The 26,258-nt window shown below is 68.6% G+C and carries 21 protein-coding genes; 6 read left to right on the forward strand and 15 right to left on the reverse strand.

What is annotated here, in order from left to right:
* Positions 1-48 precede the first annotated feature (48 nt).
* From WJM96_RS05060 to treY, 4 genes are read left to right on the forward strand one after another with little or no spacing between them, the layout of a single operon-like run.
* Positions 49-354, forward strand: coding sequence for a DUF2934 domain-containing protein (locus tag WJM96_RS05060; protein WP_424811338.1), 306 nt, complete (start codon positions 49-51; stop codon positions 352-354).
* Between the two features lie 25 nt (positions 355-379).
* Positions 380-2,443, forward strand: coding sequence for a glycogen debranching protein GlgX (gene glgX / locus WJM96_RS05065; protein WP_424811339.1), 2,064 nt, complete (start codon positions 380-382; stop codon positions 2,441-2,443).
* Positions 2,440-4,188 carry a malto-oligosyltrehalose trehalohydrolase gene (gene treZ / locus WJM96_RS05070; RefSeq protein ID WP_424811340.1) on the forward strand — a complete coding sequence of 583 codons (1,749 nt, stop codon included), beginning with the start codon at positions 2,440-2,442 and terminating at the stop codon, positions 4,186-4,188. Before glgX ends, treZ begins: the two co-directional genes overlap by 4 nt.
* The gene (gene treY / locus WJM96_RS05075; protein WP_424811342.1) at positions 4,185-6,683 is read left to right on the forward strand and encodes a malto-oligosyltrehalose synthase; all 2,499 of its coding nucleotides are present in this window, start codon (positions 4,185-4,187) and stop codon (positions 6,681-6,683) included. The genes treZ and treY overlap by 4 nt, the downstream gene beginning before the upstream one ends.
* A gap of 6 nt (positions 6,684-6,689) precedes the next feature.
* Here treY and WJM96_RS05080 read toward each other — a convergent pair whose 3' ends face one another.
* The 3 genes from WJM96_RS05080 to WJM96_RS05090 are packed head-to-tail and all read right to left on the reverse strand — an operon-like array spanning position 6,690 to position 10,158.
* Positions 6,690-7,544, reverse strand: coding sequence for an ABC transporter permease (locus WJM96_RS05080; protein WP_424811343.1), 855 nt, complete (start codon positions 7,542-7,544; stop codon positions 6,690-6,692).
* A 1-nt stretch (position 7,545) separates the two neighbouring features.
* Complete coding sequence (locus WJM96_RS05085) at positions 7,546-8,532, reverse strand: ABC transporter permease (RefSeq protein WP_424811344.1); 987 nt, start codon at positions 8,530-8,532, stop codon at positions 7,546-7,548.
* 12 nt (positions 8,533-8,544) lie between these two features.
* Positions 8,545-10,158, reverse strand: a complete 1,614-nt coding sequence (locus WJM96_RS05090) for an ABC transporter substrate-binding protein (RefSeq protein ID WP_424811345.1) — start codon at positions 10,156-10,158, stop codon at positions 8,545-8,547.
* 361 nt (positions 10,159-10,519) lie between these two features.
* Between WJM96_RS05090 and WJM96_RS05095 the strand changes: the two genes are divergently transcribed.
* Positions 10,520-11,683 carry an MFS transporter gene (locus tag WJM96_RS05095; protein WP_424811346.1) on the forward strand — a complete coding sequence of 388 codons (1,164 nt, stop codon included), beginning with the start codon at positions 10,520-10,522 and terminating at the stop codon, positions 11,681-11,683.
* Positions 11,684-11,708: 25 nt separating this feature from the next.
* Here the strand turns inward: WJM96_RS05095 and WJM96_RS05100 are convergent, their stop codons facing one another.
* The 3 genes from WJM96_RS05100 to WJM96_RS05110 all read right to left on the reverse strand — a co-directional run bounded on the left by WJM96_RS05100 (position 11,709) and on the right by WJM96_RS05110 (position 15,768).
* The gene (locus tag WJM96_RS05100) at positions 11,709-12,917 is read right to left on the reverse strand and encodes an MFS transporter (RefSeq protein WP_424811347.1); all 1,209 of its coding nucleotides are present in this window, start codon (positions 12,915-12,917) and stop codon (positions 11,709-11,711) included.
* Positions 12,918-13,127: 210 nt separating this feature from the next.
* Positions 13,128-15,311, reverse strand: a complete 2,184-nt coding sequence (locus WJM96_RS05105) for a molybdopterin cofactor-binding domain-containing protein (protein WP_424811348.1) — start codon at positions 15,309-15,311, stop codon at positions 13,128-13,130.
* A 10-nt stretch (positions 15,312-15,321) separates the two neighbouring features.
* On the reverse strand, positions 15,322-15,768 hold the full coding sequence (locus WJM96_RS05110; protein WP_424811349.1) for a (2Fe-2S)-binding protein: 447 nt from the start codon (positions 15,766-15,768) through the stop codon (positions 15,322-15,324).
* Between the two features lie 225 nt (positions 15,769-15,993).
* Between WJM96_RS05110 and WJM96_RS05115 the strand changes: the two genes are divergently transcribed.
* Positions 15,994-16,887 (forward strand): LysR family transcriptional regulator, encoded by an 894-nt coding sequence (locus tag WJM96_RS05115; protein WP_424811350.1) that lies wholly within the window; start codon positions 15,994-15,996, stop codon positions 16,885-16,887.
* On the opposite strand, the gene WJM96_RS05120 is transcribed toward WJM96_RS05115, so the two are convergent.
* From WJM96_RS05120 to WJM96_RS05160, 9 genes are all read right to left on the reverse strand, one after another.
* Complete coding sequence (locus WJM96_RS05120; protein ID WP_424811351.1) at positions 16,866-17,699, reverse strand: methyltransferase domain-containing protein; 834 nt, start codon at positions 17,697-17,699, stop codon at positions 16,866-16,868. The genes WJM96_RS05115 and WJM96_RS05120 overlap by 22 nt on opposite strands.
* Positions 17,700-17,758: 59 nt before the next feature.
* Entirely contained in the window at positions 17,759-18,886 is a 1,128-nt protein-coding gene (locus tag WJM96_RS05125; RefSeq protein ID WP_424811352.1) for a phosphopentomutase, read from the reverse strand.
* Positions 18,883-19,917 carry a GNAT family N-acetyltransferase gene (locus WJM96_RS05130; protein WP_424811353.1) on the reverse strand — a complete coding sequence of 345 codons (1,035 nt, stop codon included), beginning with the start codon at positions 19,915-19,917 and terminating at the stop codon, positions 18,883-18,885. The genes WJM96_RS05125 and WJM96_RS05130 overlap by 4 nt, the downstream gene beginning before the upstream one ends.
* Entirely contained in the window at positions 19,901-20,962 is a 1,062-nt protein-coding gene (locus WJM96_RS05135; protein ID WP_424811354.1) for a glycosyltransferase, read from the reverse strand. The genes WJM96_RS05130 and WJM96_RS05135 overlap by 17 nt, the downstream gene beginning before the upstream one ends.
* On the reverse strand, positions 20,959-21,708 hold the full coding sequence (locus WJM96_RS05140) for a PIG-L deacetylase family protein (protein ID WP_424811825.1): 750 nt from the start codon (positions 21,706-21,708) through the stop codon (positions 20,959-20,961). Before WJM96_RS05140 ends, WJM96_RS05135 begins: the two co-directional genes overlap by 4 nt.
* 66 nt (positions 21,709-21,774) lie before the next feature.
* On the reverse strand, positions 21,775-22,608 hold the full coding sequence (locus WJM96_RS05145; protein WP_424811355.1) for a sugar phosphate nucleotidyltransferase: 834 nt from the start codon (positions 22,606-22,608) through the stop codon (positions 21,775-21,777).
* Between the two features lie 2 nt (positions 22,609-22,610).
* On the reverse strand, positions 22,611-23,696 hold the full coding sequence (locus WJM96_RS05150) for a CgeB family protein (RefSeq protein WP_424811356.1): 1,086 nt from the start codon (positions 23,694-23,696) through the stop codon (positions 22,611-22,613).
* 117 nt (positions 23,697-23,813) lie between these two features.
* On the reverse strand, positions 23,814-25,568 hold the full coding sequence (locus tag WJM96_RS05155) for a thiamine pyrophosphate-dependent enzyme (RefSeq protein WP_424811357.1): 1,755 nt from the start codon (positions 25,566-25,568) through the stop codon (positions 23,814-23,816).
* Between the two features lie 71 nt (positions 25,569-25,639).
* On the reverse strand, positions 25,640-26,254 hold the full coding sequence (locus WJM96_RS05160) for a cysteine hydrolase family protein (RefSeq protein ID WP_424811358.1): 615 nt from the start codon (positions 26,252-26,254) through the stop codon (positions 25,640-25,642).
* Positions 26,255-26,258 lie beyond the last annotated feature (4 nt).

A 26,258-nucleotide genomic window follows, 5' to 3' on the forward strand; every position in this document is an offset into this window, starting at 1 on the left:
GTTTTGTCTCCATGGGCGATCAGGCCTGCTTGAATTCCAGGGGACATCATGTCGGACGAATACGAGCTTCTTCAGCAGCGCATCCGCGAGAGGGCGCATCGGCTTTGGGAAGAGTCGGGTTCGCCGGAAGGCGATGACCAGCGCTTCTGGTTCCTGGCCAGGATCGAGATCGACCAGGAGGAGGCGCAGCTCGACAAGGAGGTCGCGGGTAGCTTCCCGGCTAGCGACCCGCCCTCCTCCTCGGTCGTGACTGGCGCGACGGGCGAAGCTGCTGCTGCTGCTGCGGGTGGCGACGAGATGGTGGTTCCTGACCCCGGCGCCCCCGTGAAGCCGCCCGCGCGGCGCGGCCAGTGATTCCCGGCCTGCCGGGCGCGAACGCATGAGGCGCGTGGAGTCGGGGGCGCCTTTCCCCTTCGGGGCCACTGTCACGCAACGCGGCACCAACTTCGCGCTCTTTTCCGACAATGCGGAGGGCGTGGAGCTCTGCCTCTTCGATGATTCCGGCGCTAATGAGCAGGAACGCGTGCCGGTCACGGAATGCACCGACGGCGTGTGGCATTGCCATCTGCCGGGCGTCGGCCGTGGTCAGGTCTATGGCTGGCGGGTCCATGGGCCCTGGGCCCCGGAGGCCGGCCACCGCTTCAACCCCGCGAAGCTGTTGCTCGACCCCTATGCCCGCCAGCTCGTAGGCGAGATCCGGTGGGATGACGCGCTGCATGCCTATCCCATCGGGGGCGGGGAGGACGCTGATCTTGCCCTGGACGAACGGGATAGCGCGGCTTTCATGCCGAAGGCGCGCGTGATCGCCGAGCTGCCGCTGACCGCGACGGCCAAGCCGCGCAACCTCTGGCCGAAGACCATCATCTACGAGGGGCATGTGCGCGGCCTGACCATGCGCCATCCCCTGATCCCGGAGCAGGCACGCGGCACCTTCGCGGCGCTGGGCTCGGCGCCCATGGTCGAGCATCTCCAGCGGCTCGGCGTGACGGCGCTGGAGCTGCTGCCGGTGCAGGCCTTCACGCAGGATCGCAACCTGGTGGAGAAGGGGCTGGCCAACTACTGGGGCTACAACACCTTGGGCTTCTTCGCACCGGAGCCGCGCTATGTGGGTTCGGGCGGGCTGGAGGAAATCGCGGTCGCGGTGGATCGGCTGCATCAGGCCGGCATCGAGGTCATCCTCGACGTGGTCTACAACCACACCTGCGAGGGAAATCATCTGGGCCCCAGCTTGTCGTGGCGCGGGATCGACAATGCGAGCTACTACCGCCTCATGCCGGGGCAGCCGCGCTACTACGACAACCTCACGGGTTGCGGGAATGCGCTGAACACCGAACATCCGCGCGTACTGCAGATGGTGATGGACAGCCTGCGCCTCTGGGCCACCACCTATGGCGTCGATGGTTTCCGCTTCGACCTCGCGACGACACTCGGGCGCCGCGCTGACGGCTTCGATCCGGGGCACCCGCTGTTCCACGCGATCCGCCAGGACCCGGTCCTCGGACAGACGAAGCTGATCATGGAGCCCTGGGACGTCGGGCCGGGCGGTTATCAGCTCGGGAATTTTCCGCCCGGCTTCTCCGAGTGGAACGGTGACTATCGCGACGTGGTGAGGGACTTCTGGACGGGCTCGGAAGGATTGCTGCCGGCATTCGCCTCGCGCTTCGCCGCCTCGTCCGACCTGTTCCAGCAGGGGCGGCGGCGGCCCTGGTCCAGCGTGAACTTCGTGACTGCGCATGACGGCTTCACGCTGCACGACCTCGTCTCCTACGACCACAAGCACAATGAAGCGAATGGCGAGGACAACCGCGACGGCCACGACGACAACAAGAGCTGGAACTCCGGCGCCGAGGGCGAGACGGATGACCCCGAGGTGCTGGATCGCCGCGCGCGGCAGAAACGCAATCTGCTGGCGACGCTGCTGCTCTCGCAGGGCGTGCCGATGCTGCTGGCGGGCGACGAGATCGGCAATTCGCAGTCCGGCAACAACAACGCCTATTGCCAGGACAACGAGATCGGCTGGGTCGACTGGGAGAAGCCGGACGAGGGGCTGGCGGAGTTCGTCGCGCGCCTCATCGATCTCCGGCAGAAGCGCAGCGCCCTGTCGCGCCCGGCTTTCCTTACGGGCGCACGCAACGAGCGCGGCGTGCCCGACGTGGCGTGGTTCGCCGTGAACGGCGCGCGGATGAACGAGGAGGAGTGGAACCAGCCGCACGCGAAATGCCTCGTGGTGCGGCTCGCGCCGGCCGTGCAGGGGGATGTGAGCCTGCTCATCATGCTCAACGCGGCGCATCACGGTGTGGACTTCACCATCCCGCCGGGGGGGACTGGCCAATGGGAGGCCGTCCTGGACACATCGACGCAACTCGATGGCGAGCGGCGCGCGACGGGCGAGACGGTGATCGCGGAGGGGCGCTCGCTCGTCGTCTGGGAGGCGCGCGCATGAGACCGCTGTTCGGGCCGCTGCTGCGGCCGGAAGGCACGTTGTTCCGCCTCTGGGCGCCCGACGCGAAGCGCGTGTCGCTCGCTTTGCCGGAAGGCGGTCCCGTGGCGATGGAGCCGGTCGAGGATGGCTTCTTCGAGGTTCTGCTTCCCGAAGCCCGCGCCGGCCAACGCTACCGCTTCCTGGTGGGAGGCCGCCGCGCGGTGCCCGACCCTGCCGCGCGCCGGCAGGACGGCGACGTCATGGGTTGGAGCGTGGTGCGCGCCGAACTACCGCCCTTGCGGCAGGCCAGGCCACCGCGCCCCTGGCATGAGGTGGTGCTGGCCGAGCTGCATGTCGGCACGGCGACGCCCAAGGGTAGCTTCGAGGCCCTGATCGGGCGGCTGGACCACTTCGCCGAAAACGGCATCACGGCCATCGAGCTGATGCCCGTCGCCGATTTCCCGGGCCGGCGGAACTGGGGCTATGACGGTGTCCTGCCCTTCGCGCCCGACGAGGCCTATGGATCGCCCGCAGCGCTCCGCGTGCTGGTGGATGCCGCTCATGAGCGCGGCCTCGGGGTGATGCTCGACGTCGTCTACAATCACTTCGGTCCGGAGGGAAATTTTCTGCCGGCCTACGCCAAGAAATTCTTCACTGAAGCGCATCACACGCCCTGGGGCGCGGCGATCGACCTGGAACAGCCGCTCGTGCGTCGTTTCTTCGTCGAGAACGCCCTGATGTGGCTGGGCGAGTACGATTTCGACGGGCTGCGCTTCGATGCCGTGCACGCCTTTGCCCCGCCCGGCGGAGACCTGCTGCTGGCCGAGCTCGCCGAGGCTTGCCGCGCCGTGAAGCCGGAAGCCTGGCTCGTGCTGGAGAACGACCACAACGCCGCCCGCTGGCTGGAGCGCGATGCAGAAGGGCGGCCGCGTTTCTACACCGCGCAGTGGAACGACGATGCACACCACGCGCTGCACGTCGCCGTGACAGGCGAGGTCTCCGGCTATTACGGCGACTATGCGGAGGATCCGGTGGCGGCGCTCGGGCGCGCGATGGCCGAGGGCTTCGTCTATCAGGGAGAGGCTTCCGCTCATCGCGCGGGCGAGCCAAGAGGCGAGCGCTCCGCGCACTTGCCGCCGACAGCTTTCGTCAACTTCGCGCAGAACCACGACCAGATCGGCAATCGCCCGCTGGGGGACCGCCTGGCCGGCGCCGTGGAGCCGGAGAGGCTGGCGTTCCTGCGCTTCCTGCTGCTTCTCGGGCCGGCCATTCCCATGGTCTTCCAGGGCGAGGAGGCGGGGATCGAGACGCCCTTTCCCTTCTTCTGCGATTTTTCCGGGGACCTCGCCGACGCCGTCCGGCAGGGTCGAGCGAAGGAATTCGCCGAATTCTTCGCGACAGCCGGCGAGCTGCCCGATCCGCTCGCGCCCGAGACGATGGAATCCGCCAGGCTCGATTGGGACCGCATGACGCCCGAAGCCCTGGTGTCCTTCCGGTCGCTGGCAGCGCAGCGCCGGCGGCTGGTCTGGCCGCTTCTCGCCGGCACCTATGGTGGCGCGGAGTTGCGGCGGGAGGGAGCGATCCTTTTCTGGCGCTGGCGGTTCGAGGCAGGGGTGCTCTGCCTGCTCGCCAATCCAGATGTGGTGCCTTCGGAGATCCGGCTTCAGCCGCGCCAGGACGGCGTGACGGTCGGCGAGGCCGTCTTCGACGGCACGCATACACGGCTCGGCGCCTGGTCGGCCTGCGCCTGGGTCGAGCCCGCATGAGCCGTCCCGACTGGCGCGCGACCTACCGGCTGCAGTTCCACGCCGGCTTCACCTTCGACGATGCCTTGGCGATCCTTCCCTATCTGCAGGAGCTGGGCATCAGTCATCTCTACGCCTCGCCTCTCTTCGCAGCACGGCCTGGTTCGACGCATGGCTACGATGTCGTGGATCCCACGCGTATCAATCCCGAACTCGGCGGCGAGGCGGGCTTCCGCCGATTGAGCGATGGCCTGGGCGCGAGGGGAATGGGGCTGCTGCTCGACATCGTTCCCAACCATATGGCGGCGGACCGTGCCAATCCCTGGTGGATGGGGGCGCTCGCGGGCGGACGCGAAGGCGCGGCCGCCGGCATCTTCGACATCGACTGGGAGCGTCATCCGCAGGTGCTGCTGCCCGTCCTTGGCGACACACTGGCGGAAACACTGACGCAAGGCGCCATCAAGCTCGAGCTGACGGGCGAAGGCTGGCTCGTCGCCTGCGCCTATGGCGAGCATGCCTGGCCCCTGCGCGGGGAGGATGCGGCGGGGCTGCTGGAAGCGGCCAGCCTGCCGCGACAGGCTCATCTCTGGCACTCGGACCACTCGCCGGATTTCGCGGAGGCGCGCGCGGCGGTGCGGGAATTGGATCCGGGCGAGCAGGCGCGGCTGCAGAACGCGCTGGACGCGCAGGATCTGCCCGCCCTGCTGGAACGGCAGCATTGGCGGCCGATGCACTGGCGCTCCGGCCGTGACGCGCTCTCCTCCCGGCGCTTCTTCAACATCAACGAGCTGATCGGTGTGCGGGTGGAGCGCGAGGAGGTCTTTACCCTCACGCATCGCCTGGCGCTCGGCCTCGTGCGGGAAGGGCGCGTGGACGGGCTTCGCATCGACCATATCGACGGCCTCGCCGACCCCGAGGGCTATGCACGGCGGCTGCGCGAGGCGGTAGGCCCGGACGTGCCTATCGTGGTGGAGAAGATCCTCGGCCACGGCGAGGAGCTTCGCCCCGGCTGGCCGGTGGACGGCACCACCGGCTACGAGCGGCTGAACGTTCTGAACCGTCTCTTCGTCTCCGCGGAGGGCTATCGTGCGCTCGCGGCCCATCTGGAGGCGCAAGGCTGGGTAACGGGCGAGCCTGAGGCGCGCCTCCACGCGGCCAAGCGCCAGATGCTGGAGGAGAGCTTTGCCCCCGAGCTGGAGCAGATCGCGGACCTTGCGCTCTCCATCGCGGCGCCGGTTGCCGCGGTCGAATTCGCCCTGCCCACGCTGCGCGCCGCGCTGTCCGCGCTGCTGGTGAGCTGCCCTGTCTATCGCAGCTATCTCACGGGCCCGGCCCCGGCCGCGGCGGATCGCGCGCTCTGGGAGCGCATGCTGGCCGCCGTGGAGGCAGAGAGCGATCCCTGGACGGCCGCCGCCGCGCGCTGGCTGACCGAGGTCGTCCTGACCGGCGAGGGCCCTGCGGCCGCCGAACTGCGCCGCCGCTTCCAACAGCTGAGCGGCCCGCTGATGGCGAAGGGGCTGGAGGATACCGAGTTCTACCGGGCCGTCGCGCTGGTCTCCGTCAACGAGGTCGGTGGCGAGATCGAGGCTGCCGGCGGCGGGATCGCTGAGTTCCACGCATGGGCCGCGCGGCGTGGCGCCGCGAAGCCGCTGGACCTGACGCCGCTCGCCACTCACGATACCAAGCGCGGGCCGGAGGTCCGGGCGCGACTGAACCTCCTCTCGCTGGAGCCGGACGAGTGGATCGCCGTGGCCACCCGCTGGCGGGAGATGAACGCGCCGCTGCGCCGCGCCGAAGGGCCGGATCCCGCCGATGAATGGCTCATTCTGCAGACCCTGCTCGGCGCCTGGCCGCTAGGCGCCGACCGGCTGCGCGAATATCTGACGAAGGCGATGCGTGAGGCGAAGCGCCACACCCGCTGGGAGAATCCACAGGAGGAGTACGAGCGGGCCACGTTGGATTTCGCGACGGCGCTGCTGGAAGACCCTCGCGCGGCCGCGTTCCGCGATGAACTCGCGGCCTTCGCGGCGAGGTTGGTGCTGCCGACGCGCATCAACGGCTTGGCGCAGACCGTCTTGCAGCTGACGCTGCCGGGGATCCCCGACCCCTATCAGGGCACGGAGTGGTGGGATTTCTCCCTGGTCGATCCGGACAACCGCCGCCCCGTTGACTACATCGCGCGCGCCGCCGCGTTGGGCGGCAGCAACCCGTCGATCGACGAAGACTCGCAAGGTGTGGTCAAGCAGCGGGCGATCCAGCGCCTGTTGCGGCTGCGCGCGTCGCGGCCCGAACTGTTTGAGGGGTATGCGCCGCTCGACCTTCCGCCAGGCCCGGGTGGCTTCCTAGGCTATGCCCGCAGCGGTGGAGGGCTGATGGTGATCGTCCCGACGCGGGCGCTGGATGCCCTCCGCCCGCCTCCGCCGCCACCGGGGCCATGGTGGGACGTCCTCGAGGACCGGCCGTTCGACGCGGCGCGGTCTGGCAGCCTGCTGGTGCTGGCTCGACCGCTGAGCTGACGGCGATCAATTCCCGGAGCGGGGATTGAGGATATCGTTCAGCCCATCACCCGCGAGGTTGATGCTCATCACGGTCAGCGCGATCGCGGTGCCGGGCAGGGCCGTCAGGTACCAGGCGGTCCGCAGCAATTGGCGCCCATCGCCGATGATGCTGCCCCAGCTCACGAGGTTCGGGTCGCCCAGGTTGAGGAAGGAGAGGGCCGCTTCCGTCAGGATGGCGTTGGCGACCATGACCGAGGTCGTCACCACGATCTGCGGCGCGGCGCTGGGCAGGATATGGCGCAGGATGATCCGCGTGGAAGTGGCACCTGAGACCAACGCCGCGGCCACAAAATCCGCGCCGCGCAGGCTGCGGAACTGCGCGCGCACCAAGCGCGCGACCGTTGGCCAGGAGGCCGCGCCGATCGAGAGGGCGATGGTCAGCGCGGTCGGCTCGCGGATCGAGACGAGGACGACGACCAGCAGAAAGGTGGGCACGGTCTGGAAGAGCTCGGTGACGCGCACCAGCACATTGTCCACCCATCCGCCGAAGTAGCCGGCGATGGCGCCGATGGCGGTCCCGATTGATAGGCCGATCACCGTCGCGCTGATGCCGGTGAGGAGCGAGACCCGCGCGCCATGCGCGAGGCCCGCGGCCAGATCGCGTCCCAGGCTGTCGGTCCCGAAAGGATAGGCAGGATCCTCGCCCGGCCAGAGGGTCGGCATGCCGACCATGTCCAGCGGATCGCCCGGATAGAGCCAGGGCGCGGCGAGCGCGACGAGGATTACGAAGATCAGGATCGCCATGCCCGCCAGGAAGGGCGGGTTGCGCAACGCGAGCCGCAGGGTGCGGTTGCGGAGCCGAAGAAACGCGAGGGACATGTCAGGCGGAATCCGACCTCGGATCGATCCAGCTCTGCAGGAGATCGACCGCGACATTGGTGACGATCACCAGAAAGGAGGAGAGCAGCAGGACGCCGAGCAGCACGTTGAAGTCGCGCCCCGCCACGGCTTCGAGCGCGAGACGCCCCATGCCGGGCCAGCTGAACACCGTCTCGATCACCACCGCGCCGCCGAGGAGGTTGCCGAGGTGAATGCCGGCAACCGTCGTCACGGGAATCAGCGCGTTCCGCACCGCATGCCGCATCAGGATGGTGAAGGAGGAAAGCCCTTTGGCACGGGCGGTGCGGATGTAGTCCTGCTGCAACACCTCCAGCAACGCGGCGCGTGTCAGGCGCGCATAGACCGCGATGAAGAAGGAGGCCATGGCGAGCGCCGGCAGCACGAGGTAGGGCAGCCGGTCCCGGATCATGTCCAGGCCCTTCGCCTCCAGCCCGATCGTCATGCTACCGCCGCTCGGCAGCCAGCCGAGATGCACGGAGAACAGGACGATCGCCATCAGCCCGATCCAGAAGCCAGGCGTGGAGTAGAAGAACAGCACCACGACCTGCAGGATCCGGTCCAGCCACCGCCCGGCCTGGATGGCCATGACGGCACCGGTGAGGATGCCGAGGCCCAGGGCAATCCCCAGCGCGGTGAGCATCAGCACGAGCGTATTGGGCAGCCGCTCCAGGATCAGCTGGGATACCGGGGTGCCGAAGCGCGTGGACTGGCCGAAATCGAACTGCGCGACCTTCCAGAGATAGCTACCGAGCTGGACCAGGACCGGCTCGTCCAACCCCGCCTGGCGGCGGATAGCCGCGAGCGATTCCGCTGTCGCCGAGCCCGACTCGCCGGCGAGCACATCCGCCACGTCGCCCGGCATCATCTGCAGCAGCAAGAAACAGAGAATAATGATGCCCAGGACGGTGGGGACGGCCTGGATGGCCGTCCTTCGCAGGGCATGGCCCGTGCGGTAGGCGATGCTCACTCGATGCTCCCGTCAGCCATCCACATAGCAATCGGCCAGGCCCGCCTCGATCCCATTGGCGGTCAGCGAATGGTCGTGGACCCGCTTGTTGTAGATGGTCAGGAAGGTCGGCGAGGCCAGATTGATGTCCGGGATCTCGTTCGCGACGATCCGCTGGAACTCGCGGAACATGCCGGCGCGCTGAGCTGCGTCGTTCTCGACGGCGGCGCCCTCGAGCAGGCGGTCCACTTCGGGATTGGCGTAATGCGTGCAGTTGGAGAAGGGGACGCCCCGGATGAAGTTCTTCGACCAATAAGTCCGCTGCACGCCCACCGTCGGGTCGAACAGATTGCTCAGCCCGTTGGTCGTGAAGGCGAAGTCGCGATCCGTATAGACGCGTTTCACGAAGCTGCCCGTGTCCTGCGCGCGGACGTCGACGGCGATGCCGATGCGGCTCAGCGAGGCACGCAGCATGTCGGACAGGCGCCGCGCCTCGTCGAGCACGGGGTTGAAATCGAGCGGTACGCGGAAGCGGATGCGGTTGGCGCCGCGCGGTAAGCCGGCCTCGTCCAGCAGACGCTCGGCGCGCGCGATGTCGAAGCCGTAGGGCGAGGGCGTGGGATCGTGGAAGTCACGCAGGCCCGGCGCGATGGGCGAGGCGCAGGGCTCGGCATTGCCGAAGAAGGCGATGCGCGCGATCTGCGCCCGATCGATCGCATGGGCCACGGCCTGGCGCACCTTCAGGTGGCGGAAGTACTCGTTGTCCAGGTTGAACTCGAGCTTGGTGACGTTGAAGGAATAGCTGTTCCCGTTCGTCTCGAAGCGCAAATCGGCATGGCGACGCAGCCGTTCCACATCGGCCAGGCCGACGGGCGTGCGGTAACCCAGATCCGCCTGCCCGGTCTCGAAGGCCGCAGAGCGGGCGCCGGCGTCGGGAATGAAGCGGATCACGAGCTGGTCGAGATAGGGCTTCGGCTGGTCCCAGTAGTTCGGATTGCGCTCGTAGATCACGTGGCTGCCGCGCACCCATTCCTTGAAGACGAAGGGCCCGGTGCCGACGGGCGCCGCGTTGTTTGGGTTAGTCGCCGGGTCGGTGCCCTCGTAGATGTGCTTCGGCAGGATCGGCGTCTCGGCGCCTGCGAAGGCCTTCAGCAGGTATGGCGCGGGCCTGCTGAGGCGCAGCTCGGCGGTCAGCGGGTCCGGCGTGAGCACCTCGGAGAGATTCGCGAAGGTGCTGCGGCCGCGCGGGTGGATCTGCTTGAGCAGCTGAAGCGAGAAGGCGACGTCCGCGGAGGTGAAATCCCGCCCGTCATGCCATTTCACGCCAGGGCGAAGCTTGAAGATGTAGCGCAGCCCGTCGGGCGAGACGCTCCATTCGGTCGCCAGTTCCGGTTGCGGCGTCAGGTCGAAGGCGTAGCGCAGGAGGCCCTCCGTGACTTTGTTGGAGACGCTGAGGGCCGGGGTCACGACCGTGGTCGCCGCGACAAGGGAAGTAGGTTCGCTGGACAGCGCGATGGTCAGCGTGCCGCCGCGCCGGGGCGCCGCGAGCGACGGCAACGGCGCGAGGCCCGCGGCGAGGGATCCAAGCAGGGCGGTGCGGCGGCTGACCGGGAGGGCGCGCTGCCCGGCGACATCGGAGATGATCATGAGCGAATCTTTCCTGGGGAGGCGGAGTGCGACGGGCGAGGTGCTCGGCGGCGAGGGTCGGATCAGATGAAACAGCGCGATGTACTTCGGCTCCGTGGTGAGGGGGCTCGCGCGAAGAGCCTATGGGGTGATTATCCCTATATAACGTCATGTCAACGTGAGAAAAGTTTTCCACAACAGTGAATGTAATTAGCGGTTGGGAGCCATGCAGCGCGGTGATGCCTTGGCCAGAGGGCGGTGGGGTTGGAGCGGCGGTCCCGGCCCCTTAGAAGTGCGTTCATCGTCCAGGCGGTCCCACCGCCGCATGCCCGGCTCCCCCGGCATGGAATCATTGGGGAGGGCCCCGCGAGCAGGCGGGACCATGGATTCGCATGTCAGACCGGCGGCCGGGCTTTCCGCGCCGTTGATCCAGTGGCTGATCGCCTACGGCACCTTCGCCATTCCGCAGGCGGCGGGCCCGATTGCCTTCACCCTCCTCGCCATGCCGCTTACCGGCAGCTCCAGCAGCGGCGCCGTGTTGGTCCTGGCCATCACCGTCGCGCAGGTGGCGGGCGCCGTTCCCCTGGTGCGGCTCGGCGCAGGGCGCAATGCCGTGTCTTACCTTCGGGTGCTGCTATCGGTCCGCGCCTTGGCGCTGGTCGGCATGGCCGCGTTGGCCAAGGCCGAGGCATCTTTTCTTTTCCTGGTCGTCGCGGCGGCCCTCGGCGGCCTGGTGAACGGCGCGGCTTTCGGGCTGCTGCGGTCCATCCTGAACCATCTCGCGCACCCGTCCGGGATGCCGCGCGCCCTCGGGATGGCGGCGACGCTGAACGAGCTGACCTTCGTGGCAGCCCCCATCGCGGCCTCGCTCCTCGGCACGGCGATTGATCCTGTCGTCGCCCTGGTGATCCTGGTGCTCCTGGGCACGGCGCCGGTGGTGCTGGTGCCGGCCGTTCCCGAAGCTACGACGCCCGCACCCCTCCGCGCGGGCGAAAGCCTGTTGCGGCCGGCGATCCTCCTCTGGCTCGCATGCACGTTGGCGACAAGCGCCGTCACCTCCGCGGTCGAGATCGGCGCGGTCGCCATCGCCATCAACTACGGGCTCGCGCCGGCGGAGGGCGCCATCTTCGCCGTTGCGCTCTGCATCGCGGCGGTGGCCGGTGGTATCTGGGTGAGCGCGCGGAACCGGGCGCCGGGGCGGCGGACGGTACCGCTCCTCCTCGCCCTCCTGTGCCTGGGCGCCATTCTGACCGCATCCAATTTCTCGGTCATCGCGAGCCTCATCGGCGCCGTGATCATCGGCTGCTTCCTGGCGCCGCTGGGCACCTATAATTCCCTTCGGCTGGATGCCTTGGCGCCCGGTCCTCGCAAGGCGGAGGTCTTCGCCTTGTCGCGGACGGCGAATTCCCTCGGCATCATCCTGACGAGCGCCAATCTGACCTGGCTGCCGGTCGAGACGACCATGGCGATCTCCGCCGCGGCTCTCCTGCTGGTGACCCTGGGGGTCGCGGTCGTGACATATGCGGAGCATCCGTCAGACCGATAGGCCGATAGGCCGGTGGCCCGAGGCCTCACGCCCGGGCGGCTGGTGGCTTCACGATCAGGCAGACGAGGCCGAGGCAGGCGAGCTGCGCCGCCATGACGTGGAAGGCCGCGCCGAAGCCCCCGCCCAGCCTGACCAGAGGTATGAACAGGAGCGGCCCGCAGACGGATGCGGCAAAGGCAAACAGGCTCGAGGCCGAGGTGACGCCGCTGACCAGGTGCGGCGGAGCCACCCGGGCAAGCTCGGCGATGTGGACCCCGTTCCAGCCGATCGCCGTGGCGCCGACCAGCGCCGCGCTGACGTAGAGCAGCCCCGGGGACTGCACCGTCGTGGCGAAGACCATCAGGGTGACGGCGGCGGCCGAGACGAGGGCTTGGACGCCGAGGTGGCGCAGCGCGTTCCCCATGCGATCCGCCGCCCAGCCGAGAAGAATGCGGCCGAGCATGCTCGCCCCGAGCATGACGGCCATCACGCGTCCCGCTTCCTCCAGCGAGGTGCCGGGGCGGCTATAGACGAAGGTCGCGGTGAAGGCCGTCAGGCAGGCCTGCATCAGCGAGAAGGAGGCGCCGACGGCGGTGAGCATCGGCAGAGAGGGATGGGCACGAAGCGTACGTACGCCGGCGATGACCGCTTGCGGCTGGAAGAGGGCGAGAGCCCATCCAGGCTGCGGCGGCCCCTTCTCCCCGTCCAGGGCACGGAAGCCTTCCACGAGTACGCAGCACAGGAGGAGGGTGCCGATCAGGATGCCGAGGGTCACCGAAAGTCCCTGCGACGAGACGAGCGGCGCCACGATCAGCCCTGCCAGCGCGCCGCCCAGCGGGACGCCGGCCTGTTTGATCGAGAAGATGAGGGTGCGGTGCGCGGGCGGCGCCGTGCGGATCAGAATCTGGCTTCCGGCCGGGGTGTTCGGCCCATTGCCGAAGCCGATGGCCAGCGCCCCCAGAAGGCCCAGCAGGCCGAGCGGCTGCGACAGCACCAGCAGGCCGAGGGCCATGCAGGCCAGCCCCATCTGCAGGGTCCGGATCGGCCCGAAATGCCCCAGCATCGCGCCGCCGGTGGCCAGGAACCAGCAGATACCACCCGCCGAAAGGGCCGAGACCAGGCCGATGCTTTCCGGCGGCAGGCCCGCCCGTTCCATCAGGGGAGGTCCCAGGACAGGTACCGAAATGCTCGCGAAGGCACAGACAGTCTGAACGAGCAGGGTTCCAGCGAGCGCGCTGACCCAGGCTGGCACCATGGTGTTTCCGTCCCATTCCGGCGCCGTCGTGAGCGGCGCGGTCGTTCACCTCAATGGACGGCCGAGGAGCACGCCGCAAGGTCCCGGGACGCTTTCACCGTATGGAATCGTGAATTCGCCGCAACATGCGTAAACGCGGTGGGATCGGGTGAAAAGGCGCGGTGACCGCCGCTTAAGCGACGGTCACCAACCGCAGGTGCGAAAACTTCTTCAGACCTCGCCCAAGTTCGCGCCCGAGAGCGGCAGGCTGCGCAGCCGCTTTCCGGTCAGGGTGGAGACGGCATTGGCCACTGCTGGCGGCACGCCGGGCAGGCCCGGCTCGCCGATGCCGCCCATCGGCTCGCCGCTCTCGATGATGCGGGTATGGACGCGCGGCATTCGGTCCGGCGGCAGGATGGGATAGCCGTCGAAGTTGCGCGCCTCCGGCACGCCATTCGTGTAGACGACCTGCTCCAGCAGGGCAGAGGAAAGCCCCAGCGCGACGGCGGAGCGCACCTGCGCGTCGATCACCTGCGGGTTCACGATGCTGCCGGGGTCGATGGCCACCCAGACGTCGTGCACCACCACCTCGCGGTCGCGCAGCGAGACCTCGGCGATGGTCGCGACCTCGCTGCCGAAGGGCGAGGCCATGGCGACGCCCCGCGCACGCCGGCTGCCGTCGGCCGCCGTGAAGGGACCGCGCCGCCAGCCGCCCAACAGCTCGCCCACCGCTTCCAGCAGGCGCCGATGGCGCGGGCGCTCCGCGAGCAGACGAAGCCGCAGGGCGTAGGGGTCCTGCCCGCCGGCATCGGCCATCTCGTCGAAGAAGGTCTCGTAGAAGAAGTCGTTCATCGAATGCCCGACCGAGCGCCAGAAGCCGATCACCGCGGGATTGGCAACCGGCACCTGCGCCACGCGACGGTTCGGGATCGCATAAGGCTTACGGGCGATGCCCTCCACGGCCGAATTATCGGCCGCGTCGGCGCGGCGGCCGAACCAGCGCCCGCTCGGGCCTTCGCCCACCGCCTCCGCCGAAAGCGCGACGGGCAATCCCTGCGCGTCCAGCCCGGCCTTGAAGCGCGCGTGGCCGAGCGGGCGCAGCGCGTCTCGAAGGAACTCTTCCTCCCGGCTCCAGATGAGCTTCACCGGCCGGCCCACGGCCTTCGAGAGAAGGATAGCCTGTGGAAATGGATTGGCCGACGCGTAAAGAAAATGTCGCCCGAAGAAGCCGCCCAGGAGCGGCGAGTGGATGCGGACCTGCGCGGGGTCGATTCCGGCGGTGCGCGCCGCCGCGGCCTGGAACGCCTCAGGCGCCTGGTTGGGCAACCAGACGTCGAGCGTGCCGTCCGCGTTCCAGCGTGCCAGCGCGGAAGGGGGCTCCAGCTGGCCATGCGCGAGGAAGGGCGCGTCATAGGCCGCTTTGACGACGCGGGCGGCGCCGCGGAGCGCGGCCTCGGCATCGCCGGCGGTCTCCGCCGCAATGCCTGGGCCGGGCGCGGCTGCCAGGCTGGCGCGAAAGCCCGCCGAGGAGAAATCGGCCGGCATGGCGCGCTCGGTACCGGGCGCGGCCTCGTTCCAGCTCACCTCCAGCGCTTCGACGGCGCGGCGCGCGCGCCACCAGCGATCGGCCACGACCGCGACGGCGCCGGGCAGCCGGTGGATCGAATGAACGCCCGGCATGGCCTGCACTGTCGCCTGGTTGGCGATGGCGGCTGGCTCCATGCCCAGGCGCGGCGCGTGCTGCACCGCGGCCTGCAACATCCCCTCGACGGTCAGATCGATGCCGTAGACGGCGCGGCCCGTCGATTTGGCATGCACGTCGAGGCGCGGAACGGGTTTTCCGATCCAGCGAAATTCGGAGGCGGCCCGCAAGGGCGGATTCTCGGGCACGGGGAGAGTGGCGGCCTCGGCGGCAAGGTCGCCATAGGCCACGGACCGCCCGGAAGCGGCGTGGCGCACGAGACCAGGCTCCGTCGTCAGGCTGTCCAACGGCACGCTCAGCCGCGTCGCAGCAGCCTGCAGCAGCATCTGCCGCGCAGCGGCGCCGAGGCGTCGCATGGTCGGATAGCTGGACCGCACCGACCAGCTGCCGCCCGTGATGCGGCGGCCGTTCATGACCAGGTAGTCCGGACCGGGCGGCGCGCATTCGACCGTGAAGCGGGCCGGGTCAAGGTCGAGCTCCTCGCCCACGATCTGGGCCAGGGCGGTGAAGACGCCCTGGCCGCCTTCGGCGAAGGGGCTGCGCAGCAACGCCGTGCCGTCGGCATGGAGCTCAAGGAAGGCCTGGACCCGCCGGCCGGGCTGGATCGCTTGCGCCGGGGCCTGCGCCAGGGCTTCGGCTGGCAAAGCCAGGCTGACCACCAGGGCCCCCAGGAGCGAGCGGCGAGAGAGCGAGGCAGTGAGATGTCCGTCCATGACGCGCCCCTCAGCCTTGCGCGGCCTGCCGCACGGCGGCGGCGATGGCGTTGTAGGTGCCGCAGCGGCACAGGTTGGTCATCGCCGTCGCGATATCCTCGTCACGGGGCTGTGGCGTCTGCTTGAGCAGGGCAGTCGCGGCCATGACCTGGCCGGACTGGCAATAGCCGCATTGCGGGGCCTGGTTCGCCACCCAGGCGGCCACGACCCGCCGACCCTCGGCATCCTGCTCGATGGCCTCGATGGTCATGACCGACTGGCCCTCGACGCTTTCCAGCGGGGTCACGCAGGAGCGGATGGCCTGGCCCTCGACCAGCACGGTGCAGGCGCCGCATTGCGCCAGGCCGCACCCGTACTTCGTGCCCGTGAGACCGAGCTCGTCACGCAGCACCCAGAGCAGCGGCGTATCGGCCTCGGCGTCGACCTGACGCGCCTCGCCGTTGACGATCAGTTGCATGGGAAGCTCCTTCGGATCGGATGGCCGGCGCCGCGGGCAGCAAGCCGCTGCACCACGGGCGGTAGACGCTAGCGATTCGGATGTGAACCCGTCGAGGACTGTTTGTGGCTAGAAGCCGGGCTCATGAATACGGCCCGGCAGCACCGGCGCGGATCAACCGGCAGAGGGACGGGCAGATCAGAAGGAGATTGATGAGCACAGCGGCGTGAGGCACAGGAGCTTATCATGAGCGATCACGAACTCCGCGCTTTCCTGGAAGTGGCGCGCGAGCGCAGCTTCACTCGTGCCGCCGCGAAGCTGCGTGTCTCGCAATCGGCGCTCAGCTATTCGATGCGCCAACTGGAAACGCGCCTGGGCATCCGGCTGCTGACGCGGACCACGCGTAGTGTCTCCCTCACCGCCGCGGGGGAGCGCCTCTTCCACGGCATCGCGCCCCGTTATGAGGATATCGACGCCGAGTTGCAGGCGGTGACAGCGCTCCGCGACAAGCCGGCCGGATCGATCCGCCTCACGGCGAGCGATTACGCTGCCCGCTACGTTCTCTGGCCACGGCTGGTCCCCTTCCTCAAGGAATACCCCGATATCAGCGTCGAAATCACGACCGAGAACGGCCTCGCCGATATCGTCGCCCAGCGTTACGACGCGGGCGTGCGCTTCGGCGACCAGGTGTCGCAGGATATGGTCTCCGTACGCATCGGACCGGATGTGCGCTTCGCGGTTGTCGGCTCGCCCGAGCATTTCCAGCGCCACGGCGTGCCGCAGGAGCCGGCGGACCTGCTGCGGCATCCCTGCGTCAACTTCCGCCTGCCGACCTTGGGCGGCATCTACTCCTGGGAATTCGAGCGCGACGGGCGGGAGTTGAAGGTTCGCACCGAGGGGCAGCTGGTGTTCAGCAGCGTCTTCGACATCCTGGAGGCGACGCTGGCAGGCTGCGGCCTGGCGCATATGCCCGAGGAGATTGTCGCGCCACATGTCGCGGCGGGTCGCCTCCGGCGTGTGCTGGAGGATTGGTGCCCCTATTGGGCAGGGCACCACCTCTACTACCCGAGCCGCCGGCAGGCGCTGCCGGCCTTCTCGCTGCTGGTCGAAGCACTGCGCTATCGCGGCCGTCCCAAGTAGGTCGCCCTTCCGGCATCTGCCGCGCCGCTGGCAAGGCCATCGGGTTTGCTCAGCCAGAACGCATCGGCGTCCCAGAGCTTGAACTCGCGCGTGCCCTCGCGCAGCAGCGTGAAGCCGTGCTGCGCGGCCATGGCGCGCAGATCGATACGATCCTGCTGGATGCCGCGATAGCTGAAGTTCAGGATCACCAGGTTGCCGCCCGGCCGCAGCAACCGGCCGGCGTCGGCGACATGGCGTTCAGCCAGCCCGTCCCCGGCCTGAACGAGATAGGGGAACACATCGACCGCCAGGAGCAGGTCGAAGCCGCCGGCCGGCAGCTCGTCCATCCCGTGCCCGGATGTCAGAACGAATTCCAGGTGGGGAAGCGCGTTGCAGCGACGGCGTGCGGCCTCGATCATGCCGCGGGAGACGTCGAGACCGAGGATGCTGCGTGCATGCGGCGCCAGCGCCTGGGCGATGCGGCCGATGCCGCAGCCCAGATCGAGAATTCGCGGGCGGTGCTCGAGCAGTCCCACGCCCAGAAGCCAGCCGGTGATCTCGGTACTCGCGGCCTCCAGCAGCGCCGGATCGCCCAGCGAATAGGCGGCGACGCTCGCCTCCGGGCTGATTTCGACGAGCCGGTCGAACATGGCGCGACTCGCCGCGATGCTCGTCGCGGGGGCGTGATCGGCGCCGCTATGAACCATCTCCTCCAGCCGCCGAAGACCCGCACCCTGCTGACGCGCGAGGGCCAGCAGCGACGCCAGCCGTCGATCTCCTTCCAGCAGTGCCAGGATCGCCGCCCCGGACAGGCCGGACATGAAGAGCCGCATCAACGCGACCGGGGCCGAGATCCGCCCTGCCAGGAATTCATGGGCGGCGGGATGCGGCGTCACAGGAACGACCGGCCGATCGGCCATGGCGGAAGCCCGAAGGCGCAGGCTAGCGAGGCCGCGACATCAGCGAAGCCGTCACGCGTGCCGAGCGCGGCCGAACGGCCGCCGTGCAGCACCAGCAGCGGCACCTCCTCGCGTGTGTGGTCGGTGCCGTGATGCGTGGGATCGTTGCCGTGGTCGGCCGTGATGATGACGAGGTCCTCGGCTCGGCATTGCGGCAGGAAGCCGGTGAGCCAGGTGTCGAACTCCGCCAATGCGGAGGCATAACCGGCGACGTCGCGGCGGTGGCCGTGGAGCGTGTCGAAATCGACCAGATTGGTGAAGATGAGGCCAGGCTCGTCCCGCTGCCACAGTGCTTCGGTCACCCGCATGCCCTGGGCATTGCTGCCGGTCGGATGCGTCTCGGTCATGCCCTGCCCGGCGAAGAGGTCGGCCACCTTGCCGACGGATCTCACCGCGACCCCCGCCTCTCTGATCGCGTCCAGGACCGTGCGGGGCGGCCGCATCGAGAAATCGTGCCGTCGTTCCGTACGGATGAAGGCGCCGGGCGCGCCGGTGAAGGGGCGGGCGATGACGCGGCCGATCCGCCAGGCATCGGCGTGCCGGCGGGCTGCCTCGCAGATGGCGTAGAGCCGCTCGACCGGTATCACCGCCTCGTGTGCCGCGATCTGCAGGACGGAATCGGCGGAGGTGTAGAGGATGGGCCGACCGCTCCGCATATGCTCCTCGCCGAGCGCCTCGATGATCGCAGTGCCGCTGGCCGGATGATTTCCGAGGAAGCGCAGGCCGATCTCTTCCTCGATCGCGTGCATGAGAGGATCTGGAAAGTGGTCGAAGACAGCGAAGGGCTCCTCCAGGACAACGCCGGCGATTTCCCAATGACCGGTCGTGCTGTCCTTGCCCGCGGAACGCTCGCGCATGCGGCCGTAGCTTGCACGGGGTGCCTCGCTATCCCCTTCGCCAAGGATGCGTCCGAGGCCGAGCGAATGCAGCGCCGGCAGCCGCAGCCCAGTGCGCGCGATGATGTGGCCGAGCGTGTCGGCGGCTTCGTCTCCGTATTGCGCGGCGTCCGGCGCTGCGCCGACACCCACGCTGTCGAGCACCATCAGCAGGCAGCGCGTCATGCGCCCGTCCTCCCAGGTGGTCTCAGGACGCGCCGGAAGGCCGGTCTATCCGCCGCGCCCCAGAAATACTTATAGGCCTCCTGTCCGCGCAGGAAATCGAGCGTGGAGAAGCCCTCGGCCACCGCTTGATCCATCGCCTGTCCAACCAGCAGCATGCCTGGGCTGAGCCGGTCCAGGGCCGGCTCGAAGCCGCTGATGTAGAGATAGAGACGGCGCGCCGGCCGCTGCGGCGGATCCATCAGCGCATAGAGCACCGCCACGATCTCGCGGTTCAGATGCAGGGCCTGCAGGCGCAGCAACCCGCTCTGGAGGAGGTCCGGCAAGGCTTCGCGATGCGCGGCCTGAACGGCCGGCGAGTCCAGGACTCCAGGCTCCTGCCGCGCGCTCCAGCGCGCCGCATGTAGCCGAAGCAGGGCATCAAAGACCGGTCCGAGACTCTCCGCGTCCGCCTCCTGCCAGTACATGGTGCCTGCTTCCGCCGCGCGCTTTCGTGCGGTCCGCAGGTCGCGAAGCGTCTTGCGCGACACAACGCTCCCCAGCGCGTCCAGGCGCGAGGGTAGTTCCGTCGCGGGGCACGGCGTGTCCGGCTCCGTCCGCGAACTCCAGTTGGCCGGCGCCGCTTCGAGCAGTGGCGAATGGGAACGTAGCTGTGGCCATTCCGCGATGTCGAAGCGATCGGCCAGGACAGCAAGCTGACGGAAGGCCGCCGCCATGGCGGGACCTTCGTGTCCGGGTCGCAGGATCGCGTCGAGGTAGTCGGTGGTGCCGATGCCCAGCGGGAAGAGCCGACGGCACCTGTCATAACCGGAATAGACATAGAACGGCAATAGGCCGACCAGCTCGCCGTCCTCGCGAAGAGCCAGCGTCAGCAGCTCCCCTTCGCCCACATGACGCCACCACGGGATGAGCCAGGCCGGAGACTGGAAGGGCGTTGCCGCCGGAGCTTCGCGCCAAAGCGCATCCCATTCGGGCCGCAGCGCCTCCAGCTCCTCCGTGCGCGTCACCAGCGCGATATCAGGCCGGGACAGCATGCGCATGACCTCCTGACGCCAACCGCGCGTAGAGGCTGAGGTAGGCCGTCTCGGTGGCCGAGGCCCGAAAGCGTCGGCGTGCAGCGGCGCGGCAGGCCTCTGGATCGATCCGATCCACGATCCGGATCGCTTCCGCCATTTCCCGGACGTCCTGCACCAGGAAACCGGTGACGCCGTGCTCCACGATCTCCGGCAGCGCGCCGGACGGGAAGGCGACCACCGGCGTTCCACAGGCCAGCGCCTCCATCGCGACGAGCGAGCTGGTTTCCGGCGCCAGGCTCGCCGAGATCAGGCAGCGGCTGGCGCCGAGCAGCCGGCGCTTGCGTGCCAGCCCGACAGGACCCAGGAATCGATGTGAACCCGCCGCGAGCCGCGGCGCAACGGCATCCCGCCAGTACCGCTCATGATCCGGATAGGGAAACACCTGGCCGCCCAGCAGCACCGGCACGCCGGCAAGGCTGCCCGCCTCGATCGCCGCATGCTGGTTCTTCTCCGGGCAGATGCGTCCGAGGCAGAGCGCGAAGCCGCGGCGCGAGACGCGGGTCGGCAGATCGTCGATCGCCACGCCGTTCGTGATCGGAGACAGCAAGGCGGGCGAAGCCGGGCAGGCTCGATACTGAGCGTGGGATACCGGGTGGAGCCAGGTGTCCGGGCGCTGGGGGTGCAGGGCTGAGGCCGAGTACCAGCCGGGCGGCAGGTGCAGCGTCACCAGGGTGGGAACGCCGGGCGCTGGAAGGTAGCCGTCGAAATCCAGGCCATGCATGTGCACCAGATCGACATGCCGGTCGGCCAGAAGCCGGGCAAGGGCGGCGCGGTAGGCGCCGTGTGCGGCCTCGCGCCCCGCTTCCGTGATCGAGCCCCGCGACGCTGGAACCGCGATCAGCTCGCCCGCGGCGGTGGAGCCGGACGCGGCGAGCACGATCGAGTGTCCGCCTGCCGCAACAACCGCACGGTCGAGTTGAGAGAGCACCTGCTCCGCGCCGCCGACCGCGTCGGGACCGACCGGCGCGAAGGGATAGGCAACCTGCAAGACAGCGAGGTTCATCGGCCGATCCCCAGCGTCTGCGCGGCTTCGGCGGCCATTTCCCGGAACGTCTCACCGCTCATGCCCCAGGGGTAGTTCTCGTAATGCAGACGTCCCGGATGAGGGGGGCGAGCAAAGTCGTAGCAGGGCGCCAACCTCAGCATCTCGACGCCGACCGGAAAACCCGCCAGCACCTGTTGCTGCGTGGCGAAGCAAGCCACCATCTGCGCCTTGAGCGCCCGTGCAGCGGGAGACATGGCGAGGCGGATGCGTCCGTCATGGGCTCCTGGCAGGAAGCAGCCGGTTGCCATTCCCTGAGGTCCGGCGTGATAGCCGGCCATTTCCAGCAGGGCCGGCCGTGGCGCCTGCACGAGCTGAAGCGCCGCGTGAACGGCGAAGGCGACCGCATCGTGATCTGGGTGCCCTCCTTCATAAGCCTGGGTCACGATCGCCGCCGGGCGCAGCGAGCCGACAAGTATCGCCACCTGGCGCGCGAGACTGGCGAGCCGCATCGTGGCCTGCTGGTCGGGTATCCCGCAGGTCAGCGCGCGTTCGGGCGCAACTCCGGCGAGGGCGAGCGCGGATATCAGCTCCTGGCGGCGCGCCTGGGCGTAGGATTCCGTATCGGAAAAGCCATGCATCTCCGCGTCGCGCCCGTCGCGCGGCGCGCCATCCGTAGCATGCAGCAACGTGATGTCCCGGAACCGCGGCAGTTGCGCGCCGATACCAATCACCTCGTCGTCGGGATGCGCGGCGACGACCAGCATGGGCACGCCGACCGGCGTCTCCCCGTCGGCGAGTAGCGCAAGCAACGGCCCCGCTGCCGGCATGGCTCAATCCGCGCCCGGGCGCGACGCCAGTGGTTGGTCATGCCGCTGCGCGGCCGCCTGCGTCAGCACGGTCTGTTGAAGGGCCCGAAACGGTACCAGCACCTGCGCCGCAGCTGGCCGGTCGCCAAGCAGGGCGACCGCCTCTCGCCAGCCATGCATGGTGCCGACATCGACGTAGGTTTCGCCCGCGCAGATCCCTCGGGCCTGCCCGCCGCGGGCAAGCCAGGCGTTGACCAGAGTGCCGACATACTCGTCACCGCGGCCGGCCTCCCGCCACAGCGCGTGCAGGGCATGCAGGACATGGCCGGGCATGCGGAAGGCGCCCCACACCCAATGCGATGCCGCGCCGGCCTGTTTGACCTGGATCTCCCGCACCCGGCCTTCGCCGTCTGTGACCACGGCGTCGAAGAATTCCGGATGGTCGACGGGGAAGAGCAGGAAAGACAACTTGTCCGGCGGCAGCCGCGCCAAGCCGTCGGTGGGGAACCAGATCGTGTCGGGCAATCCGATGGCGACCTGCTCCCCGGGATCGATGCAGGGCAGGGCGGAGAAGATCGCATCGCAGAGCCCCGCCGGCTCGGCCTGCACGACGTAGGTGATGCGCGCGGGCCCTATCCGCGCGCCGTAATAGTTCACGATGTCGCTCTTCCCCGGTGCGATCACGAAGCAGAGCTTGTCCACCCCGGCCTCGATCATGCGCTCGATCAGATGCTCGCTCACCGCGCGCGGCCGCTCCACGCCATTCTCCAGCCGGCTGCCGACGGGCAGCAGCTCCTTGGAGAAGGCGAGCGGCTGGATGCGACTGCCGATTCCCGCGGCGGGAATGATGCCCCACATGGTCAGGCCTCCGTTGCAACAGGGGCGGTGGCGATGCTGTCGATCGCCGCCTCCAGTTCCCGGACGCGGCGATCGCCGCTGTGTTCATCGAGCGTGCGCTGCCGGGCGCGCTCCGCAATCCGCCGCAGCTCCGCGTCGTCCCCCTTGATCGCCGCGACTGCATCGGCAGTGTCGTGGGCGATCAGGATCTCTTGGCCCGGCGTGTAGAAGTCCGAAAGGCCGGGCCACGCGTCGCTCAGCACGGCCGTGCCGCAAGCGGCGGCTTCGAACAGCCGCCCGGAGGGGCACCAGCCCGCCTCTGCCATGGCGCGCCGCGTGACGTTCAGTGTGAGACGCGACGAGGAGAAGAAGGCCGGGTGCAGAGGCGGAGGCATGTGGCGCACGAAGTGCATGTTCTCGGTCCAGGGGAAGTCGGCCGGGTATTGCGCTCCGCCGATAACGAAGCGGCGCTGCGGCATTTGCCGTGCCGCATCGACGAACAGCGCTTGCAGGGCGGGCTGGCGGTCCGCGGCATAGGTGCCGAGGTAGGACAAGTCCCCTCGGTACTCCTCGACCGGCGATACGGGATGGTGGCTCTGCGGATCGACGCTGCCATAAAGCGGCAGTACGCGCCGCGCGCCGAGCTCCAGCCGCAACCGGTCGAGCACCGTGCCGCCAGTGAAGCTGAGCACGAGGTCGAAGCCGGAAAGCCCATGGCGCGGCAAGTAGGCTGGCCGCTCGCCGGCGGCCAGCGCGGCCAGGGTCACGGGTGTGTCGAGATCGTAGAAGACCCGCCTGGCCTGGCCGCCGAGAACCAGGTCGGAAGCCGCGACGCCGTCCGGGCAATAGGAGGTGACCATCGCCACGTCGGCCTCCGCGACCTCGCATGCGGCACGCGTGCGGACGCTCTCCCAATCGGGGTAGAGGACGGTATCGAGCCCTGGAATCCCGGCGAGGTCGCGCGCACCCGCATACCAGGAGACATCGCGTTCGAAGAAAGTGACGCGATGTCCGCGCCGTGCCAGGCCGCGAATGAGCGAGCGCCAGAGAGTGGCGTGACCATTGCCCCAGGAGGAGGTGACGGTCAGGCCGAAGACAACGAGCTTCATGTCCTGGGTGTTCCTGACCGTTTGTTCCAGAACGCCCAGAAAGTCCCCAGGTTAGGGAGATTTGACTCCATCATTTGTGAGCGCAGCTAGGGCTCATATCGGCGACTCTGCGTGAGCTCACGGCCGCATCATGCTGCGGGCGGGTTCCTCGCTGACGTTCTCCTCGATCCGCTCATGATTCGGCGTCTCCGGGAGAGCCTTGGCGAAGTTCTTCGCGTAATCGGGCGGCATCTTCGGAGGCATCATGGGTTCGTAGGCGTCGACGGTCGCTTCGATGATCACCGGGCCTTCCACGCCGATGGCCTCGTCGAGCACAGCCTCGATGTCCGAGGCCGAGGAAACGCGGAAGCCTCTCCCGCCCATTGCTTCGGCGGCCTTCGCGAAGTCGATCGGCTGCAGTTCGCAACCAAATTGCGGGTTGCCCAGGAACATCATCTGTTCCCACGCGATCTGGTTCAGCATGTTGTTCTTCAGCACCAGCAGCTTCAGCGGGATGCCATAGCGTACGGCGGTAGAGAACTCGCCGAGTTGCATCGCGAGACCGCCATCGCCCACCACGGCCCATACCGGCCGTCCAGGAAAGGCGATCCCGGCCGCAATCGCGTAGGGCACCCCGCATGCCATCGAAGCCAGCGTGCCGGAGACGCTGAAGGCGTTGCCCTCGCCCACATCGATGTGGCGCGCCGCCATCTCCGTGTTCTGGCCGGAATCGGCGACGAGCACGGCATCGTTCGGCATACGCCGGCCGAAGGCCCGGGTGGCGAGTTGGGGCTTCAGGGGGCCGTCGGAGGTATCCTCCGACGCCCTCATCATCTCGCGCCAGCGCGTCATGCCGGCCTGCGCCTGATCGAGGAAGCTGCGGTCCGCCTTGCGCGTGAGCCGCTCGTTCAGCAGGCGCAAGGTCTCCCCGGAGTCACCGACGAGACCGACCTCAACGGGCGTGCGCAGGCCTATGCGCTGACCATCGCGGTCGATCTGCACGCCGCGCGCCTGGCCGGGCTTCGGGTAGTACTCAATGTAGGGAAAGGTTGAGCCGACCACGAGCAGCGCGTCGCACTGCTCCATCGCCTCCTGCGATGGCCGGGTGCCGAGAATGCCGATGCCGCCCGTGCTGTGCGGATGGTCGTCCGGCAGCACTGCCTTGCCCAGCAGCGCTTTCGCGACCGGCGCGGCGAGCAGATCAGCGGTGCGTTCCAGCTCCGCCTGTGCGCCGAGCGCGCCGCGGCCGGCGAGGATCGCCACACGCTGTGCCGAATTGAGGATCTCCGCGGCCTTTGCGAGCTCCTCCTCGCGGGGCAGGCGGCGGCCCTCGAACCAGCGGTTGGGTACGTGGCCAGGCTTGTTGCGCTTGGAGCGCTCCGCCGCGCCGAGATCCTGCTCCTGCACGTCGCTGGCAATGGAAAGATGCGCGACGCCGCGCTTTGACAGTGCCGAGCGGCAGGCGAGCCCGGCCATGTTCTCCATATGCGCCGCATCGGCGACCTGGGCGTTGAATATCGCGACGTCGGCGAAGACGCGGGTGAGGTCCACATCCTGCTGGGTGAAGGTCTCGATCAGGTCGTGATACTGCATGCCCGTGATGGCGAGCACCGGCGCCTGGTCCAGCTTCGCGTCATAAAGCCCTGTGAGCAGATGCGTGCCGCCCGGGCCGGAGGTGGCGAGGCACACGCCCAGGCGGCCTGTCCACTTGGCATAGGCGCAGGCCATGAAGGCGGCGGATTCCTCATGCCGGACCTGGATGAAGCGGATGCGGTCCTGCCGCGTTCGCAGCGCCTCCATGATGCCGTTGATGCCGTCTCCCGGCAGGCCGAAAACGACTTCGACTTTCCACTCGATGAGGGTGTCGATCAGGATATCCGCTGCGTTGGGCATGGGGCTGCTCCAAGATGGCCGCGACGCCCCGTCGGGACCCGTGGCCAGAGGAAGGAAAAGGCGCGGCTGGGTTACCGCCAGTTCCGGACGATGGTCGCCACGGTCACGGTCTCCACCTGCAGGCTGTAGCGCCTGGCGTAGAGCTCAAGGGACGCGTCATGCGCCTCGTCCGACGAGCTGCAGAGGGCATCGGTTGCGATCACCACCCGGTAGCCGCGGTCCACGGCACCGAGGACGGTGGCGAGTACGCAAACATCCGTCTCGCCGCCCGTGACGACCAGGGTGTCCACCGCCCGGTGCCGCAGCCGGTCGTGGAGGTCCGTCTGATACCAGGGGGAGTAGGCTCGCTTGTCGAGAATGTCGGCAGGCGGAACGAAGGACGCGAGCTCCGGGATCAGTTCAACCATCTCATCGCCCAGCTCGGCGATCGTCATGGACGACCAGCGTTGCCAATAGCGCCGCCAGGTCCCGTCGCCTTCGCCGGCGTGTTGGGCAGGCATGAAACGCGTGAAGACGGTGCGCTCCGGCTTATGGGACACGACCTCCTGGACTCGCGGCAGGACGCGTTGCATCCATGGCGTCCGCCATTCCGTGTCCTCGGCGAAGAGCCGTTGCATGTCGACGCAGAGATGCCGGCAGGAGGGGCCGAGCTCCCCGTAACGCAGATCGTCGCCCACGGCCGCCATCGCG

It is taken from the genome of Roseococcus sp. YIM B11640, from assembly GCF_049727625.1.
Classification (GTDB): Bacteria; Pseudomonadota; Alphaproteobacteria; order Acetobacterales; family Acetobacteraceae; genus Roseococcus.

Excerpts from the sequence above, each read along its gene's own strand:
- WJM96_RS05060 (WP_424811338.1), top strand. The coding sequence starts at position 49 with ATGTCGGACGAATACGAGCTTCTTCAGCAGCGCATCCGCGAGAGGGCG.
- glgX (WP_424811339.1), top strand. The coding sequence starts at position 380 with ATGAGGCGCGTGGAGTCGGGGGCGCCTTTCCCCTTCGGGGCCACTGTC.
- treZ (WP_424811340.1), top strand. The coding sequence starts at position 2,440 with ATGAGACCGCTGTTCGGGCCGCTGCTGCGGCCGGAAGGCACGTTGTTC.
- treY (WP_424811342.1), top strand. The coding sequence starts at position 4,185 with ATGAGCCGTCCCGACTGGCGCGCGACCTACCGGCTGCAGTTCCACGCC.
- WJM96_RS05080 (WP_424811343.1), bottom strand. The coding sequence starts at position 7,544 with ATGTCCCTCGCGTTTCTTCGGCTCCGCAACCGCACCCTGCGGCTCGCG.
- WJM96_RS05090 (WP_424811345.1), bottom strand. The coding sequence starts at position 10,158 with ATGATCATCTCCGATGTCGCCGGGCAGCGCGCCCTCCCGGTCAGCCGC.
- WJM96_RS05095 (WP_424811346.1), top strand. The coding sequence starts at position 10,520 with ATGGATTCGCATGTCAGACCGGCGGCCGGGCTTTCCGCGCCGTTGATC.
- WJM96_RS05100 (WP_424811347.1), bottom strand. The coding sequence starts at position 12,917 with ATGGTGCCAGCCTGGGTCAGCGCGCTCGCTGGAACCCTGCTCGTTCAG.
- WJM96_RS05105 (WP_424811348.1), bottom strand. The coding sequence starts at position 15,311 with ATGGACGGACATCTCACTGCCTCGCTCTCTCGCCGCTCGCTCCTGGGG.
- WJM96_RS05110 (WP_424811349.1), bottom strand. The coding sequence starts at position 15,768 with ATGCAACTGATCGTCAACGGCGAGGCGCGTCAGGTCGACGCCGAGGCC.
- WJM96_RS05115 (WP_424811350.1), top strand. The coding sequence starts at position 15,994 with ATGAGCGATCACGAACTCCGCGCTTTCCTGGAAGTGGCGCGCGAGCGC.
- WJM96_RS05120 (WP_424811351.1), bottom strand. The coding sequence starts at position 17,699 with ATGCGGCTCTTCATGTCCGGCCTGTCCGGGGCGGCGATCCTGGCACTG.
- WJM96_RS05125 (WP_424811352.1), bottom strand. The coding sequence starts at position 18,886 with ATGACGCGCTGCCTGCTGATGGTGCTCGACAGCGTGGGTGTCGGCGCA.
- WJM96_RS05130 (WP_424811353.1), bottom strand. The coding sequence starts at position 19,917 with ATGCTGTCCCGGCCTGATATCGCGCTGGTGACGCGCACGGAGGAGCTG.
- WJM96_RS05135 (WP_424811354.1), bottom strand. The coding sequence starts at position 20,962 with ATGAACCTCGCTGTCTTGCAGGTTGCCTATCCCTTCGCGCCGGTCGGT.
- WJM96_RS05140 (WP_424811825.1), bottom strand. The coding sequence starts at position 21,708 with ATGCTGGTCGTCGCCGCGCATCCCGACGACGAGGTGATTGGTATCGGC.
- WJM96_RS05145 (WP_424811355.1), bottom strand. The coding sequence starts at position 22,608 with ATGTGGGGCATCATTCCCGCCGCGGGAATCGGCAGTCGCATCCAGCCG.
- WJM96_RS05150 (WP_424811356.1), bottom strand. The coding sequence starts at position 23,696 with ATGAAGCTCGTTGTCTTCGGCCTGACCGTCACCTCCTCCTGGGGCAAT.
- WJM96_RS05155 (WP_424811357.1), bottom strand. The coding sequence starts at position 25,568 with ATGCCCAACGCAGCGGATATCCTGATCGACACCCTCATCGAGTGGAAA.
- WJM96_RS05160 (WP_424811358.1), bottom strand. The coding sequence starts at position 26,254 with ATGGCGGCCGTGGGCGACGATCTGCGTTACGGGGAGCTCGGCCCCTCC.